Below are 16,137 nucleotides of genomic sequence, written 5' to 3' on the forward strand. Positions count from 1 at the left end.
ATCTCAGGCTTTGGCGGGCACGGGCTTGGTGAAAAGGGCGAGGATATTCAGCAAGCCGATGCTGGCCCAGGTCATGGCAAAGGCGATGATCGCCAGCGCCGGAGGTTCATAAGCGCGGTTGGCGCCGATCAATTGCAGATAGGGACCGAAGGCAGGCCGGTTCAGCAGCGAGGGAATGGTGAATTCGCCGATCACGATGGCGAAGGTGATGAACGCCCCCGACAGCACGCCCGACAATACATTGGGAAAGATGCAGCGGAACATGATGGTGATCCAGCCCGCCCCCAGGCTTTGCGCAGCTTCCGTGAGCGTTGCCACGTCGATGGCCCGCATCGCCGCATCGACGGCGCGATAGGTATAGGGCAGGGAGAGCGTCATCAGCCCGCAGAGAAACAGCAGGTCCGTTCCCGTCGTCGTAGCCGTCAGCGGCAGAACGGAGGAGGAATTGTAGAGCCGCAGATAGCCGAAGATGATGACGATGGCCGGCACCACCAGCGGCATCATGGTAATGAATTCCACCACGGGCCGCATGAAGGGCAATCTGAGCCGCACCCAATAGGCTGTGGGCACGATCAGCAGCGTGATCACGGCGATGGTGATGAGCGCCATGACCAGCGAATAGCTGAAGGAAGACTGGAAATTTCCATCTGCGAAGACGGTGCGGTAGGCGTCGAAGGAGTATTCGCCACGGCGCATGCGCAGAGAGAATTCGAAGGTGGCGATCAGCGGCACGATGAAATAGATCGAGCCGAGCGCGATGGCGAACCAGGCCAGAAACTTCTGTGTCTTCATTTCTGCCACCGTTCCGCGCGCAGCCTGAGCGCGATGTAGAGAATGTTGGAAATGCCGGTAACGACGATCATGCCCAGCGCCAGCGCATAGCCGAGATTGGCATTGTGCAGCACGTCACCGCGAATTTGCGCGTAGAGCTGGATGGGCACGATGTTCAGCGAGCTTCCCGTCAGCGAATAGGCCGTGGCGATGGCGCCGAAGGCATTGGCGAACAGCAACATGAAGGCCCCGGCAATCGAGGGAAACAGAATGGGCAGCGCAACCCGCGTCCAGTACTGGAAGGTGGTGGCGCCCAGGCTGGAGGCTGCTTCCTGCCATTCCCGTCTCATGCCTTCCAGAGCAGGCGCGATGATCAGCACCATCAGCGGAATCTGGAAATACATGTAGGTGAGCGTCAACCCGCTGAAGCTCAACAGGTTGAAGCCGCTTGCATAGAGGTTGATGCCCAGCCAGTCCCTGAGCAGCATGGTGATCAGGCCGAGCCGCCCCAGCGTCGCCAGAAAGGCAAAGGCGAGCGGCACCCCGGCAAAATTCGAGGCCACGCCGCAAAAGGTCAGCACCGCCGAGCGGATGAAGGGCGGCAGACCGCCGAGCACGATGGCCCAGCCGATGAAGAAGCCGAGGAGCACGCCACCGATGGCGGAGGCCAGGCTGATGCGGATGCTGATGGAGAAGGAGGCCATGATCTTGTCGGTAAAAAGCCCGGCAATATTGGCCAGCGTGAAGGCGCCGTCAGCGGTCTGGAAGGCGCCCGCGACGAGGTAGAGCGTCGGCACGATCAGGAACATCAGGGCAAACAGCATGAAGGGCGCAAGGCCCAGCCAGTCGAAAAAACGTTTGCTTGTATCGGCTTTGGTTCGGGACTGCATGCAACCTGCCCTGATCGCTGAAGAAAGGCTCCCCTCGGTGAGGGGAGCCGGAGTTCATTTACTTGACGGCCGCGCCGACGACCTTGTCCCAGCCTTCGGTGATCGTCTTCTTGTAGGCATCCTGCTGTTCCAGCGTCGGGAAGATCGCCTTTTCATAGGCCTTGGCATCGGGCAGCTTGGCCATGACATCCGCCGGGATCTTGCCGTTCTTGGCGAGATCGTTGAAGCGGATCGGGTGGCAATAGCCCTTCAGCCAGCCGATCTGGCCTTCGTCGGAATAGAGATATTCCATCCACAGCTTGGCGGCGTTCGGATGTGGGGCATAAGCCGAAATCGCCTGCACGTAGACACCGGCGACAACGCCGGAGGCCGGAATGATGACGTCGACCGGCGGGTTGCCCTTCAGCGAGTCACGGCCGGCCAGGGCGTTATAGTCCCAGCGCAGCGTGATCGGCGTGGTGCCCTGGGCAAGCGTTGCCGGCTTGCCGACGACCGGCACGAAATTACCCTTGTCGTTCAGCTCCTTGAAGAACTTCAGGCCTTCTTCGCCAGCCTTGGAGACATCGCCCTTGGCAGCGGAAAGACCTGCGGCGAAGACGGCGGAAATGGCCTGGTTTGCCGTGCGCGGATCACCGCCCAGGGCAACGGAATTGGCATATTCCGGCTTCAGCAGGTCAGCCCAGTCCTTCGGCGGGTTCTTCACGAGGTCCTTGTTCACCTCGAAAGCCATGACGCCGTAATAATCGCCATACCAGTAGCCGTCCGCATCCTTGGCTTCGGCGGGGATCGAATCCCAGGTGGAAACCTTGTAAGGCTGGATCAGCTTGTCGGCCTTGGCAGAGGGGCCGAAGGAGAGGCCAACATCGATGACGTCAGGGGCCTGGTCGCCGGTATTGCCCTTGTTGGCCTTGATCGCCTCAATCTCGTCGCCGGAGCCTGCATCCGGGTTCAGCTCGTTGACCTTCAGGCCATATTTCTTCTTGAAGCCCTCGATCACATCTCCGTAACCGCACCAGTCATGCGGCAGGGCGATGGTGGTGAGCGTACCTTCCTTCTTGGCGGCGGCGATCAGTTCCGCGCTCGGCTCGGCAGCGGCAAGGCTGGCCGAGGTGATGACCATGGCGGTCGAAAGCGAAAGAATACGGCGCAAACGGTTTTTCACTGGATGTCTCCTTCTGGACTGCGTGAGCCGGCGACTGCAATATGAGGCGTAGATGATAGTTGTGTGACGGTTGGCCAACACGGAAAACCGAAAGGCTTATCCACCGTTGCGCATGCAACGTTCAGCAATAACCTTCGATCGGATGTCGAAGAGTTCCGGATTTTGATGATGTGTGCTGAACAGCCTGCAATGCATCGTCTTATTGTTCCCCTTATCCGGTCTTTGCCGGTTTGTCCGCACAGATAAGCCTCTGGAAGGGGAGCGAGTCAACTGCGCTTTTATAAGATATTCGGAAGTTGTGGATTGACATCTTATCGGACCGGGAGAAGTCTTATGGGGAAATTCTCGCCGCATGTTGCGCATGCCGGTTTTGTGCTTGCAAATGACGTTTGCAGGCAAGTGCGCCGGGTAGGCGGGTGGATACCTTCGCGTGTAATTTCGGCCAAGGATCATGGCCGGAGAGGGGGCTTCAACGGCTCTCGATAAAAGATCCCTGGGAGTGTCGGAGACTGCGCGGCGACGTAACGGCAACAGCCGGCGGCGTTTGTCAGTGAGCGGCCCGAGAGCTGAGGCTCCGGCAACAGGGGACCATCATGAGCGATTATTCCGACGTGGATAAGGCGCAGGATCTGCACATCCTGCATTCCATGGGCTATGCGCAGGAGCTGGAGCGGCGCATGAGCTCCTTTTCCAATTTTGCCATTTCCTTTTCCATCATCTGCATTCTGTCCGGGGGGATCAATTCTCTGGCCCAGGCCACGTCCGGTGCGGGCGGGGCGTCCATCGGCATCGGCTGGCCGCTGGGCTGTGCCATTTCCGGCGTCTTCGCGCTCGGCATGGCGCAGATTTCCTCGGCCTATCCCACGGCGGGCGGGCTTTATCACTGGGGCTCGATCCTCGGCAACCGCTTCACCGGTTGGCTGACGGCCTGGTTCAACCTCATCGGCCTCGTCACCGTGCTCGGCGCCATCAATGTCGGCACCTGGGGCTTTTTCGCCGGTTCGCTGGCGGGCTGGTTCGGCATGAATGTCGATACCACCACGGCAGGCGGCTTTGCCAACCAGATCCTTTTCGTGGCGGTCATCACCGCCATCCAGGCCCTCATCAACCATTTCGGCATCAAGCTCACGGCAAAGCTCACCGATCTCTCCGGCTATCTGATCTTCGCCACGGCCATTGCCCTGACCATCGTCTGCCTGGCGGGCGCCAAGAGCTATGATGTCAGCCGTCTTTGGACCTTCGCCAACTATTCCGGCACGCCTGCGGGCGATGCGCCGGTCTGGCCGCAATCCGGCGATATATGGTATATTTTCGCGCTTGGCCTGCTTTTGCCGATCTACACCATTACCGGCTATGACGCCTCCGCCCATACCTCGGAGGAAACCATCAAGGCGTCTGAATCCGTGCCGAAGGGCATGGTGTCGTCCGTCTGGTGGGCCTCCTTCTTCGGCTATATCATGCTCATTGCCTTCCTTCTGGCTATTCCCGACATGAACGAGGCGGCGGCCCAGGGCTGGAACGTCTTCTTCTGGACGCTGAACAGCGTTGCGCATCCCGTCGTCGCGAACATCATCTACCTTGCCATCTTCATTGCCCAGTTCATCTGCGGGCTTGCCACCGTCACCTCGGTGTCGCGGATGATCTTTGCCTTCTCGCGGGATGGCGGGCTGCCCTTCTCCCGCGCGCTGGCCAGCGTCAGCCCGCGCTTTCGCACGCCCTCCATCGCCATCTGGACGGGGTCCGTCGCCTCGGTGCTCTTTGTCTGGGGGGCGTCGCTGGTCACCATTGGCGGGGCTTCGGCCTATACCATCGTGGTCTCCTGCACGGTGATCTTCCTGTTCCTCTCCTTCTGCATTCCGATTGCGCTCGGCATCAAGGCCATCGGCACGCCGAAATGGCCGGTCATGGGGCCATGGAACATGGGCATCACCGCCTACAAGATCGTCGGTTGCCTTGCGATCCTGGCCATGGCGGTGATCTTCATCATCGGCGTGCAGCCGCCGAATGAATGGGCGCTCTACATCACCGTCGGCTTTCTGGTTCTGACGGCAGCCGTCTGGCTGCTGTTCGAACAGCGCCGCTTCAAGGGGCCGCCGATCGGAGACGAAGTGGCAAAACGCCAGGCCGAGATTGCCGCTGCCGAGAAGGCTGTGGGAGAGGCTTGAGCTTTTTCTAGAGCATTGTCCCGAGAAAAGTGTAGTCACGGTTTTCCGTCCGGAAATGCGTAAAAACAAAAGCTTAGAGCACGTCCGGTGAACCCGTGTTCACCGGACGTGCTCTAAGACACGAGGGGCGGCAGTTATGACTTGCCGCCTTTTATCTTTTACAGCATCCGGCAAAGCCGTTTTCGCTCGGATTACCGCTATTCGATTAGGAGATATTTATATTTGTCTTGTCATTCTGGTTGTGAAACGCAGCTTCTCGCCAGAGGCCTGATGCAGCCGGCGTAACGCGCCGGGTCAAAATCTGCTCACCTGTGCGAGTGCTGCTTTGTGCCAGCTTGGGAGGGCAGCACATGAAGATTTCAGCGCAGTGGAATTACCCCACGGATATTCGCCTGGGCCGGGGGCGGATCGAGGAACTGGCGAAGATCTGCCGCGAACTCACTATGACAAATCCGCTGCTGGTGACGGACCGGGGGCTGGTCAGCCTGGCGATCACCCGCACCGCCCGTGAAATTCTTCGGGATGGCGGGCTGGAGCACCAGATTTTCGCGGAAGTCGACCCCAACCCCACCGAACGCAATGTCGAGGCCGGGCTGAAGGTTTTTCGCGAGGGGCGGCATGACGGGGTCGTGGCACTGGGCGGCGGCTCTGCCATGGACCTTGGCAAATGCCTTGCCTTCATGGGCGGGCAAAGCCAGCCGCTCTGGCATTTTGCCCTCGGTGGAGACGGCTGGAAAGACGCCGATCCGTCAGGCATTCACCCCATCGTCGCGCTGCCCACCACGGCGGGCACGGGGGCGGAGGTGGGCTATGCCTGCGTCATCACCAATCTGGAAACAAGGGTGAAGACACCGATCTTTCACCCCCGGCTGATGCCGTCCGTCGTCATCTGCGATCCGGAATTGACGGTTGGCATGCCCCGAACCATTACGGCCGGAACCGGACTCGATGCCTTTTCTCACTGTCTGGAGGCCTATTGCTCGCCGCTTTATCACCCGATGGCCAAAGGCATTGCGCTGGAGGGCATGCGGCTGATCAAGGAATTCCTGCCGCGCGCCTATCGCGATCCGGTGGATCTCGAAGCTCGTATCAACATGATGTCTGCCTCCATCATGGGCGCGGTGGCGCGGGAAAAGGGCCTGGGCGCCATCCATGCCGTGTCGCATCCCATCAACGCCTTGTTCAACACCCATCACGGCACCACCAATGCGGTGCTGATGCCGATGGTGCTGGCCTTTAACCGAAAGGCAATCGATAAGAAGATCGATCGTCTTGCGAGTTATCTCGGGCTTTCGGGCGGGTTTGATGGTTTTTGCGATTTCATCACCGGCTTTCGGGAAACCCTGGGTATTTCGCAAAACCTGACGGAACTGGGTGTTCCTGCCGATCAGATCGATGTCCTCGTGCCGTTAGTGCTGAGCGATCCGGCGGCAGCCACCAATCCCGTGCGTCTGACGGAGGAAAATGTCGGCGACCTGCTGCGAAGCTGCTTCTGAGGTGTGTTGTTTAGAGCATAATCCGACCGGAGTGAAACGAGGACGATCAAGATTATGCTTCAAAAAGAAAAAGTTAGAGCGCCGATCTGATTCAATCAGATCGAAAAGCGCTCTAAGTCCACCGGGATGTGGCTTCCTCAATCATGAAAGCGGGTCCGAGTTTTTCCGAAAGCGCCAGGGCAACCGATGGCGCGGTGCGGATTTGCGCCCGTCGCGCCATCATGCCGATAATCTCGACACCCTCGGTCCGACGAAGCATATCATGCCACCCGTCCGGCGTATCGAAGCCGTGGCGGAGCGCGATCACGTAGGTTTTGTATGGATTCGTCATGGGTGGCCCTTTCTCACGCGGCAGCATCCTACCATGGATATTGCCGCGTGAGAGACTCTGTTGGGCTGCCGGTCTTTTCTATTCAGATCGCCCGGCTCAAGCCCTTGCCCTGATATTGCGGCGCAAGGCCCAGGTTGAAAGCATGGGTTTCCAGCAGTGATCGGGCATAGTCCGCCCTTTCCTTGCAGCGCGCCAGCGTGCGGAAAATCGGATCCTGCGACAGAAGAACGGCAAGCGCTGCCGTGGTGACCGGCGTTGCCATGGAGGTGCCGCTCATATCCGCATAGGGGGCCGGTTCGGCTTCTGTGGCGGGAATGGTGGAAATCACGGCGGAACCCGCAGCCGTCACCGCCACCTGCGGGCCGAAATTCGAATAGCTTGGCAGATAAAGCCCGCCATAGCCGATCCGGTCCGGTTGCTGCGGTGCCGTCAGCGCGGCCAGATTATTGGCAGGATAGGTGCCCGGCATGCCAAGCGCGGTGACCGCAACGGCAATGGGATAATTGGCAGGAGACATCACCGCCTGGCCATATTGATTGCCCGCCGCGCAAATGCAAAGCGTGCCGCGATAATAGGCCGAGAGCACGGCGTCATATTCAATAGCCGAAGGCCCACCGCCAAGGCTCAGATTGATGAGATCGACTTCGTTTTCAAAAGCCATGGCATCGATACCGGCGGCAATGTCGCCCTGGTTGGCGCCGCCGTTCTTGCTGAAGACCCGGGCCGTGAAGATATCTGCGCCCGGCGCAAGACCGGCAAATTCGCCGGAGCCTTCCGGTGGGCGGGCGCCGATGATGCCGGAGACGTGGGTGCCGTGCCATTCCACGTCCATGGTGGCGATTGCGCCCTCCACATAGGCGCCGTCCACATAGGCCCCGGCGGGCGTGATATGGTTGAGGTAGGGATGAGGCCCAAGCCCGGTATCGAGAATGCCGATCCGGATGCCGCTGCCCGCTTGCGGATCATTGGCTGAAAGGCCGGCAAGCTGATGCCACCAGCCGACCGGGCCGTTTTTCGGCAGCGGATCGACGGTCAGCGTCCGGGCATTGGCCGGGTTGATCGCCACAGCCGACCAATAGCCGCCATGGGGCGAGATCTGAGCCGCACTGGCCTGCCAGATCCGCTGGTCAAAGGAAAAGACGGCAAAGCCCTGAGGGTCTGTCACCGCGCTGATGCTGGTGGAGGCGCTGCTCTGGACAAGCGGGGAAAGCGTAAGTTCGACCTTGGCATTCACAACCGGCTGGCTCCCGGAGGTCAGCCGAAGATAGAAGATAGAGGGTGCCCCGGCGGTTGACACGGCATTTTCACCGGTCTCGGCATTTGCCCAGCCTGCCAAGCGCAGCGCTGCCGGCCAGCGCAGGCTTTCAGGTTCGATCAGCACGTCACCTGAAAGACTACGGCTTTTCAAGGTCATCTCTGCCTCATCGCCGGACACAACCAAAACGCGACGTTTGTCGTCGCTCGTATCGCCGCTATCGGCAAGAATATCCACCGAGTCCTGAAGTGTTTTGGTGAATTTTTCCCCGAAGCGGGCCTTGGCCGATTTTCTCGCTCTTTCGCTGCCATAGGGCGCCAGCCGGTGAGAGATGATGAAGCGTCCACCTCCCTGGCGTGTAGGATTGTTTGTGGGGTCGCCAGTGTTCGCGTCATCGGTCGTCATTATCAAGCCTCCGAAATATATGATGAAAATTTCATCCAGATTGCTGTTCCTCTTTGGAACCTTCAACCCATAAAGTTGTATCTCCCAAAAATGGTCATCTTAAAGATGTATTTTTGTGATTGCGCAACCACAGGATATTGTCTAGCAAAATACACGCCACGGAGGAGATTGTGGGCTAGCAGCAATTATTAGTGGCTATTTTTAACATGATCTTGCCTGCAGCAAGTCATGACGGAACCTTTTTCATCAACTCCATCGGGATTCATGTCGATGACCTATACGCCTTATCCGATTACAACTATCGGTTGCATATATCCGCCCACTCTTGTGAATTGCGGAACCGGTCCTGTTGCCGCCCAGTCCGTTCAGACCTTGCCGCCGCCGACCTATCTTCTGGGCTGCCACACTGCCGTGCAGCATTGCGGGACTGTTGCTGCCGCGCAGCCGCAGGCATCCTCGCCCTATCCGACGGCCACCACGACTGTTCAGACGCAATCCGTCACCGTGACGCCGATTTGCTACGTCACCCATCTTCCGACGATTTACCCCACCACGACGGTTGTAAATCCGGGCCAGGGTGCTGCCGCCCAGGCCGCTGCTCTTCCGCAGCACACCATTTCCTCGCCCTATCTGCCGGCGGTGACCTCAGGGCTGCAGCCGACGATTTTCAATTGCCAGACGCCCTTCACCGGAACCGGTCCGGTTGCCGCGCAGGCCGCTGCGCTTCCGCAGCACACCATTTCCTCGCCCTATCAGCCGACGATGACTTCCACGGTGCAGCCGACGTTCGTCCTTTGCGCGACGAGCCAGACGCCGATTTGTGGAACCGGCCCGGTTGCCGCGCAGGCTGCTGCCCTGCCGCCGCATACTCTGTCTTCCATCCATTACACGGGTACGTCGCTCAGCTCCGTGCTGCCCGTGCAGAATACCACGGTCGCCGCTGCGGTGATTTCGTCTCCGGTCACCACGCACTTCCCCGTTCACCACACCGCGCTTGAAATTTGCTCCACGGTCGCCCTGCCCAACGGGCAGAACACGCAGGCGGCTGCGGTAAACGTGACGACGCTGCCGACCACCTCCGGTCCTTGCCTGCCTTACACCCTGGTGAATTGCCAGGCTCCCACCGTCGAGACCACGGTTCAGGGTCAGGCGGCAGGCGCGCAAACCTTCGTTGGTCCGACCGCTTATTGGCATTGCAACAGCGGCATCCCCGGTTGCCATACCTCCATTCAGGGCTGCACGGTGAACACCACGGTTCAGGGTCAGGCGGCAGCCTTGCCGACCATCGTTGGTCCGACGGCTTATCTGCATTGCAATAGCGGCATTCCCGGTTGCCATACGTCTATTCAGGGCTGCACCGTGAACACGACGGTTCAGGGTCAGGCGGCAGCCTTGCCGACCATCGTTGGTCCGACGGCTTATCTGCATTGCAACAGCGGTATTCCCGGTTGCCATACCTCTATTCAGGGCTGCACCGTGAATACGACGGTTGAGGGTCAGGCTGCGCGTCCGGTCACCTCCATCGGCTGCGGCACCATCGCGACGGTATGCAACCCCACGCACGTCCATTGCACCGGGGCATGAGGGATGTTTAGGGCTTCGGCCCTGACCTGAAATGATGCGGAGATCCGTCGGCCGGTTTCTGGCCGGCGGAGCTTTGTCGCGACCGGGGCAGGGCGCGGCCTTCTCACTCTCTTTTTTATCACGAGCAACTTTCGGTCAAAAGGAATGGGTGCTTCATGTATCTGAGCAGCGGCACATTGGTGCCTTATCTCGTCAGTCGCGGCGCGCTGTCTGCCGCCGATCTCGTGGATGACGAGGTCAGCGTCTTCGACGCCGGGCGGCGCAATCGCAATTTCAAGGTTTCCCGCCGCGATGGTACCGGCCTGTTCGTCAAACAGGTGCCGATGCTGGTGCCGGAAACCACGCAATCCCTGCAACGGGAAGCGGCGCTCTATTCGGTTGTCGAGGGCAATCCCGGTTTTGCAGGGCTTGCGGCGCTGTTGCCGCGGCTTCGCCATTACGATCGCGAACGGCATCTGCTGGCGGTGGATCTGGTGCCTGCCTCGCAAAGCCTGACCTTTTTCGCCATGCAGCTCACCGAAAAACCGGAGGCTCTGGAAGCGCTCGCCGCAGAACTTGGGGCACTGCTGTCTGTCGCCCATCGGCAATCGCCCGAGGCTTTGGCTGAACTTGGCAAGCTTGGTGTCTTTCCCGGCAAGCCGCACTGGATCCTGTCCTTCCATGACAGCGGCGATGCCATTATGCCCGGCATGAGCCAGGGCGCGCGGGGTGTGATGACGGCTGTGCGTCAGATGCCGGGACTGGCTGCCAGTATCACCGCGCTTCGGGCCGAATGGGTGCCGAGTTGCCTGATCCATGGCGATCTGAAGACCGAAAATTTCCTGGTCTCGCAGCCGGATGGGCCGTCTGGTGCTGCAAACATACAATTGATCGATTGGGAGCTGGCCGATCTGGGCGACCCCGCCTGGGATGCAGGCTGCGTGCTGGCAAGCTTCGTACAGCCGCTGGTGATCGGGATCTACAGCAATCCGGCGCAGACCACGCCATCCCCGGCAGGTCCTACGGATGTTCTGCGGGCGCAACGGTGCTGTCAGGCTTTCTGGAAGGCCTATGCCGCCCCCTTTGCCGCCACTTCGCAGCAACTGGCGCTGGCTGGCGAACGCTGCGTGCGCTTTGCCGCCCTGCGGCTGGTGCTGACCGCCTATGAAATGTCGCAGGCATCGCCGGAAATGCCATCCGCCGCGCTTGTCGCGCTTCAGGCCGCCGCTTCGATTTTTGCCGATCCGCGCGCGGCGGCACGCCAATTGTTTACGCTCGACACCGGAGCCTGACGCATGTCTTTCGCCATACTTCCCAATAATGCCGTGCCGCAGGCCGCGCAGACCCCGGCGTCGGACCTGAGCGCCCTGCTGACCCCCGTGCTGGAGGCCGTCAACATCCTCGGCCCCGGCCGGTTCCAGATCGGCGCCTCACAGCCTGTCGAGGTGCCGCTGACCAGTGTCAGCGTGCCGCGCACCATGCCGGAACTTCTGAGCGAAGCTCTCTGGCCGCAGCTTTACAATGCCGCCTATTCGCGCCCGTTTCATCTTCAGCCTGTGGCCGCGCCTGCCGCGTCCCTTTCCGCCGCCGAGTTGATGACGGCGTTGCGCAGCGGCTTTCCGGAAGGCACGCGCTGGTCGCCGCAATGGCAGGTCTATCAGGCGGATGCCAATGGCGGCGTGCATGTGCGCAAGGGCGACTGCTGCCGCTATGTGACGCCCGGCGCCTATGTGACGGCGACACCCGGGGCTGCGCCCGGGGTGGGGGCTTCCGTTTCGCTCCTGTTGCCCACCGCCTCATCGGTCCTCCAGCCGGGTTTCTACCATATTCACGGCGGCACGCCGGATTCCGATCATGACATGGCCATGCTGGGCAGGCTCTATCTCAACACCCATCCGGACCGGGTGGTGGCCTTCATGCAGCGTCTGGCCGCGAGTCTCGATTCCTATCGCGTACCCTTCCGCGCCAAGACCCTGACCGACCCTGCCGGTTACGACCGTACCGATAGCACGGTGTTTTACGCGCCACGCCGCTACATGCCCTTTATCCTGTCGCTCTTGCAGCAGCTTCTCAGGGAGAATGACCCCGGGCTCATGCCCGATGTGCCGCTGTTTTCCAAGAAGCTGGCCGATGGCGTGGGCGTGGCCGATGATCCCGGCCAGGGCCTCAGCTTCGGGCAGGTGCGGTGCATGATGCTGGCCGATGCGCTGGTGCGCGCCTGGCTTTCCGGGCAACAGACTGTGGAGGCGCGCTTGGCGGCCTTTGGCCAGCGGCTTGCGGAGGCGGGCCTTTCGCTTGCTGCGCCGCATCTGGCGGCTGGCAATATCGATATCTATCATTTTCCAGCCTGAGCGGGTTTCCAAATGAATACGATGCTATTTTCCACCGCCGCCGTTGGCGATCGGGCTTTTCTGGATGCCGCCAACCGGATTGGACGCCAGCTCTGCCGGGATGCCATCTGGCATGAGGACCGCTGCACCTGGATGGGCTGGGCCATGGCCGCCAACGGCACCGGCTTCGGCCCGGCTTACAAGACCGTTTCCGCCAATATTTATGATGGCGTGGCCGGAATTGCCCTGTTTCTGTCCGCCTTGCATGCCCAGTCTCCGTCGCCGCCCGTGCTGGCGACCATTGAGGGCGCCGTGCGGCAGATGCGGGCGCGGCTTTCGGATTTCGACACACCGGCTGCCCGTGGCTATTACACCGGCACGCTTGGCATCGCCTCGGCCTGGATCGGCATTGGTGAAAGTCTGCAACGCAAGGAACTGATCGAGGAAGGGTTGCTGCTGGCCGAACGTCATGCCGAAGAGGTGTTCGGCGAGGAGATGATCGACATGATCGGCGGTGCCGCCAGCGCCATTCCGGTGCTGATCGGCCTTGGCAGCCGATATCAGCGGCCCTCTCTCACCCAGGCCGCGCTTGCCCATGCCGAGCGGCTGCTGGCAAAGGCCGTTCTCGATGAAAGAGGCCTGTCCTGGCCCTGCCAGATGCCGCGCCATCATAACCTTCTGGGCTATGCGCATGGGGTGGCGGGCATGGCGCTGGCGCTTCTGGAGGCCCATGCCGCAGGCGGAGCAGAAACGCTTCTGCAAGGGGCGCTGCAAGGCCTGCGCTATGAGCGAAGCTGGTTCGATCCCCAGCGTCAGGCCTGGCCGGATTTCCGGATCGATTACATCACGCCCGGTGCAGCTACAGCACCACCCAATTGCAATTGCGCCTGGTGCAGCGGTTCCACCGGCATCGGCCTCAGCCGTCTTCGCATGCTGGAGCTTTTGCCGCAGGAGCCGGGCATGGCCGTGGAACTGAATGCCGCCGTGCAGGATGCCTCGCGCCTGCTGACCATGCCGACCACACCCGCGCAGCAGACAGATCTTTGCCTCTGCCATGGCCTTACTGGGATTGCCGATTTCCTGCTCTCCGTCGGTACGCAATTGAAGCGGGACGATATCTCGCTGCTGGCCGAGCAGGTGGGTCAATATGTGATCGCCCACTTCATCAGCCAGGATCTGCCGCTTCCTTGTGGCGTGCAGGGCCGGGGAGAAGCGCCGGGCCTGCTGCTGGGTCTTGCAGGCATAGGCTATTTCTTCCTGCGTCTTTACGAAAAGGGGGCGCTGCCTTCCGTTTTGTTGCTGAAGCCATGAGCAGATAGCCTGGGGCGGGCAGGGCGGTCGGGCCGTGCCCGCTGCGAATCATGAAAGACGCAAGAGGCGTGGATGATCGGTGCAGCAGGCGGTGAAGGCGGCCCGTCTTGCTCGGAAGCCCCGGAAAACCCGAAATTATTAGGGAAATTGAATTCAACTTTTGATAAAAGTTAATCCTGAATTCTGCTCTTATTGATTTGTTAACCAATTTGGGCAAATCTTTGTTAACCGGCACAATGATCCGGTGCCGAACGGAGCGATGAGTGGCTCAGGAAGAGCAGAGGATATCATGCCAGTCATCTCATTTGCCAATGCCAAGGGTGGAGCCGGGAAAACAACGGCGGCGCTGCTTCTGGCAACGGAGCTTGCCCACCAGGGCTACCGCATCACCATTCTCGACGCCGACCCGCAGGGCTGGATCAGCCAGTGGGCTGCGCTGTCATCGCCCCACCAGAATATCGAGGTGATTTCCCACGTCACGATCGGCTCCCTGCAGGGGCATATCCGCGAGGGCCGTGGCAATTCCGATTATGTGATCATCGATCTGGCCGGTGCGCGTGACGCCATTGTCACCATGGCCATCGGCCTTTCCGATCATGTGATGATCCCGGTGCAGGGCTGTGCCATGGACGCCAAGGGCGCCGCGCAGATTCTCGACCTGATCGAGCAGATGCGGGTGGCCGGCAATCTCGTCATCCCGCATTCGGTGGTGCTGACGCGGGTTGCTTCCATGGTCACCACACGGGCGCTTCTCGCCATCAAGGGCCTGTTGGCGGCCCGCGGCGTCAATGTCATCAACACGCCGATTGCCGAGCGCAACGCATTTCGCGACATTTTCGAGACCGGCGGCACGCTTTACAGCATGGATCCTGCCAAGGTCAGCAATCTCGACCGCGCCCAGGAAAATTCCCGCGCCTTTGCCTCGGAAGTCATGCGGCTTCTGCCGGTGCGCGTGGTTCGCTCTTTCCGTCCGCGCATCCTGCGCTTTGGCAGCGCAGCCTGAAACAGGCTCAATCCACGAATTCCACCGTCACACCGGGCTGAACCATCTTGGCCAGCTCGGTGGCATCCCAGTTGGTCAGGCGAATGCAGCCATGGCTCTGGGTCTTTCCGATTTTCGACGGTTCCGGCGTGCCATGAATGCCGTAGGTCGGCTTGGAAAGCGCAATCCACACCGTACCTACCGGCCCGTTGGGGCCGGGCGGAATGTTCAGCACCTTGTCATTGGCGCCCTGCTTGAAGTTCAGCTTCGGGTTATAGGTATAGCCGGGATTGAAGGCCACGCGCTCCACCGTGACCGTGCCGGAGGGCGAAGGCGTGTCGGCGGAGCCGATACTGGCCGGATAGGCTGCGATCAGCTGCCCGTCCGCGTCATAGGCAAAAAGCTGCTTGCGGCCCTTGTCGGCCAGGATTTTCGCCACCTTACCACCGGCATTCTGCTGGCCGAGATTGACCACCTTGATGGTGGTGCCCGGTACGGTGAAATCCACACCCGGATTGATGGCTTTCAGATAGCCCTCATCCATATGGAATTTTTCCGCCAGCATTTCGGTGGTCGACGTGTAGCCCATGCTCGGCATCATGGCCTTCTGGCTGTAATCCTCCGGAATTTCCGCAACATAAGGCCCCGCGGCATCGGCAGCGGTGATGGTATAGCTGGTAAAGGGCAGGCCGCCATTCATCCGCAGCCGTTCCATGATGGCATCGGTGTTCTTCGTGTCCAGCGTCTCGCCGGTCTTCTGCTGCCAGGCCTCGATGGCCTTCTGGACATTCTGGCCCATATGGCCGTCGATTGCCCCCGGCGAGAAACCCTCCCGATCCAGAAACACCTGAAGCGCGGTGATCTCCGGCTTTGCCGGGCCGCTGGTCGTGAAGGTCTGCGCGGGCTGGCGCGGCAGGCCGTTTGGCTGCTGGCTGGCATAGGGGTCGCGGCTGGTGGCCTGCGGATAGGGCTGGCCGAGATCCTGCCGGTCGATTGACGTGTCATCCGGAATGCCTGCCGTGACCACGTCATCATCGTCATAGCCGCCGCCGGAGGGCGCGGGCGGGTAATAATCGTTGGAATAACGATTTCCGGGCGCATAGCGATTGTCGGGATTGTAGCGACTATTCGCCTGACCCCGGCCATAGACCACGTCCGCCGGCATTTCCGTGGCCACCAGATTGCCGAAATGATCGATCAGCACCTTGCGCCCGGCCTGGTCGCGGGCAACGATCACCGAACCGCGCTCCGGCACATAATCCAGCACCTCGCCCGAGGGGGTGATCAGCACTGTATTGCCATTATTGCCATACCCATAGGGGTCGCGCGCCAGCACGGGCGCGGCAAGCGCAGAGGCAAGGGCTGCGGCAAGAAAAGCGGAAAGGCGAAGGCTCGGCACGGCGGTGGATTTCCCGGTTAACGTATAATGGCTCAAACACGCGAATCTTGGCTCTAATATGGAGAAGCGGGTGGCGA

13 protein-coding genes are annotated in these 16,137 nt (G+C 60.6%); 7 read left to right on the forward strand and 6 right to left on the reverse strand.

Features of this window, described 5'->3' with window-relative positions; genetic code table 11:
* Positions 1–3: 3 nt before the first annotated feature.
* The 3 genes from QO005_RS05310 to QO005_RS05320 are packed head-to-tail and all read right to left on the reverse strand — an operon-like array spanning position 4 to position 2,781.
* Positions 4–792 carry an ABC transporter permease gene (locus QO005_RS05310; RefSeq protein ID WP_307156945.1) on the reverse strand — a complete coding sequence of 263 codons (789 nt, stop codon included), beginning with the start codon at positions 790–792 and terminating at the stop codon, positions 4–6.
* Positions 789–1,661 (reverse strand): ABC transporter permease, encoded by an 873-nt coding sequence (locus tag QO005_RS05315; RefSeq protein ID WP_307156946.1) that lies wholly within the window; start codon positions 1,659–1,661, stop codon positions 789–791. Before QO005_RS05315 ends, QO005_RS05310 begins: the two co-directional genes overlap by 4 nt.
* A 58-nt stretch (positions 1,662–1,719) precedes the next feature.
* Entirely contained in the window at positions 1,720–2,781 is a 1,062-nt protein-coding gene (locus tag QO005_RS05320) for an ABC transporter substrate-binding protein (RefSeq protein WP_370878009.1), read from the reverse strand.
* Between the two features lie 635 nt (positions 2,782–3,416).
* On the opposite strand from QO005_RS05320, the gene QO005_RS05325 reads away from it, so the two are divergent.
* On the forward strand, positions 3,417–4,988 hold the full coding sequence (locus QO005_RS05325; protein ID WP_307156948.1) for an amino acid permease: 1,572 nt from the start codon (positions 3,417–3,419) through the stop codon (positions 4,986–4,988).
* A gap of 350 nt (positions 4,989–5,338) precedes the next feature.
* Positions 5,339–6,484: an iron-containing alcohol dehydrogenase gene (locus tag QO005_RS05330; RefSeq protein ID WP_307156949.1), complete on the forward strand. Its 1,146-nt coding sequence runs from the start codon at positions 5,339–5,341 to the stop codon at positions 6,482–6,484.
* A gap of 112 nt (positions 6,485–6,596) precedes the next feature.
* Here the strand turns inward: QO005_RS05330 and QO005_RS05335 are convergent, their stop codons facing one another.
* Positions 6,597–6,815 (reverse strand): hypothetical protein, encoded by a 219-nt coding sequence (locus tag QO005_RS05335; protein WP_307157084.1) that lies wholly within the window; start codon positions 6,813–6,815, stop codon positions 6,597–6,599.
* Positions 6,816–6,897: 82 nt separating this feature from the next.
* Positions 6,898–8,475: a S8 family serine peptidase gene (locus QO005_RS05340; protein WP_307156950.1), complete on the reverse strand. Its 1,578-nt coding sequence runs from the start codon at positions 8,473–8,475 to the stop codon at positions 6,898–6,900.
* Between the two features lie 270 nt (positions 8,476–8,745).
* On the opposite strand from QO005_RS05340, the gene QO005_RS05345 reads away from it, so the two are divergent.
* The 5 genes from QO005_RS05345 (at position 8,746) to QO005_RS05365 (ending at position 14,682) form a co-directional block, all read left to right on the forward strand.
* Positions 8,746–10,059, forward strand: a complete 1,314-nt coding sequence (locus tag QO005_RS05345; protein ID WP_307156951.1) for a hypothetical protein — start codon at positions 8,746–8,748, stop codon at positions 10,057–10,059.
* Positions 10,060–10,214: 155 nt separating this feature from the next.
* Positions 10,215–11,330: a phosphotransferase family protein gene (locus tag QO005_RS05350; protein WP_307156952.1), complete on the forward strand. Its 1,116-nt coding sequence runs from the start codon at positions 10,215–10,217 to the stop codon at positions 11,328–11,330.
* Positions 11,331–11,333: 3 nt separating this feature from the next.
* Positions 11,334–12,389, forward strand: a complete 1,056-nt coding sequence (locus QO005_RS05355; RefSeq protein ID WP_307156953.1) for a T3SS effector HopA1 family protein — start codon at positions 11,334–11,336, stop codon at positions 12,387–12,389.
* Between the two features lie 12 nt (positions 12,390–12,401).
* Positions 12,402–13,679 (forward strand): lanthionine synthetase LanC family protein, encoded by a 1,278-nt coding sequence (locus tag QO005_RS05360; RefSeq protein ID WP_307156954.1) that lies wholly within the window; start codon positions 12,402–12,404, stop codon positions 13,677–13,679.
* Between the two features lie 289 nt (positions 13,680–13,968).
* On the forward strand, positions 13,969–14,682 hold the full coding sequence (locus QO005_RS05365) for an AAA family ATPase (RefSeq protein ID WP_307156955.1): 714 nt from the start codon (positions 13,969–13,971) through the stop codon (positions 14,680–14,682).
* A 7-nt stretch (positions 14,683–14,689) separates the two neighbouring features.
* Here the strand turns inward: QO005_RS05365 and QO005_RS05370 are convergent, their stop codons facing one another.
* Complete coding sequence (locus tag QO005_RS05370) at positions 14,690–16,060, reverse strand: L,D-transpeptidase family protein (RefSeq protein ID WP_370878002.1); 1,371 nt, start codon at positions 16,058–16,060, stop codon at positions 14,690–14,692.
* Positions 16,061–16,137 lie beyond the last annotated feature (77 nt).

The organism is Allorhizobium paknamense, assembly GCF_030815125.1.
Taxonomy (GTDB): Bacteria; Pseudomonadota; Alphaproteobacteria; order Rhizobiales; family Rhizobiaceae; genus Allorhizobium; species Allorhizobium paknamense.

What these genes read in the sequence shown, in the direction of transcription:
- QO005_RS05310 (WP_307156945.1), bottom strand. Translation starts at nt 792, where the DNA reads ATGAAGACACAGAAGTTTCTGGCCTGGTTCGCCATCGCGCTCGGCTCG.
- QO005_RS05315 (WP_307156946.1), bottom strand. Translation starts at nt 1,661, where the DNA reads ATGCAGTCCCGAACCAAAGCCGATACAAGCAAACGTTTTTTCGACTGG.
- QO005_RS05320 (WP_370878009.1), bottom strand. Translation starts at nt 2,781, where the DNA reads ATGGTCATCACCTCGGCCAGCCTTGCCGCTGCCGAGCCGAGCGCGGAA.
- QO005_RS05325 (WP_307156948.1), top strand. Translation starts at nt 3,417, where the DNA reads ATGAGCGATTATTCCGACGTGGATAAGGCGCAGGATCTGCACATCCTG.
- QO005_RS05330 (WP_307156949.1), top strand. Translation starts at nt 5,339, where the DNA reads ATGAAGATTTCAGCGCAGTGGAATTACCCCACGGATATTCGCCTGGGC.
- QO005_RS05335 (WP_307157084.1), bottom strand. Translation starts at nt 6,815, where the DNA reads ATGACGAATCCATACAAAACCTACGTGATCGCGCTCCGCCACGGCTTC.
- QO005_RS05340 (WP_307156950.1), bottom strand. Translation starts at nt 8,475, where the DNA reads ATGACGACCGATGACGCGAACACTGGCGACCCCACAAACAATCCTACA.
- QO005_RS05345 (WP_307156951.1), top strand. Translation starts at nt 8,746, where the DNA reads ATGACCTATACGCCTTATCCGATTACAACTATCGGTTGCATATATCCG.
- QO005_RS05350 (WP_307156952.1), top strand. Translation starts at nt 10,215, where the DNA reads ATGTATCTGAGCAGCGGCACATTGGTGCCTTATCTCGTCAGTCGCGGC.
- QO005_RS05355 (WP_307156953.1), top strand. Translation starts at nt 11,334, where the DNA reads ATGTCTTTCGCCATACTTCCCAATAATGCCGTGCCGCAGGCCGCGCAG.
- QO005_RS05360 (WP_307156954.1), top strand. Translation starts at nt 12,402, where the DNA reads ATGAATACGATGCTATTTTCCACCGCCGCCGTTGGCGATCGGGCTTTT.
- QO005_RS05365 (WP_307156955.1), top strand. Translation starts at nt 13,969, where the DNA reads ATGCCAGTCATCTCATTTGCCAATGCCAAGGGTGGAGCCGGGAAAACA.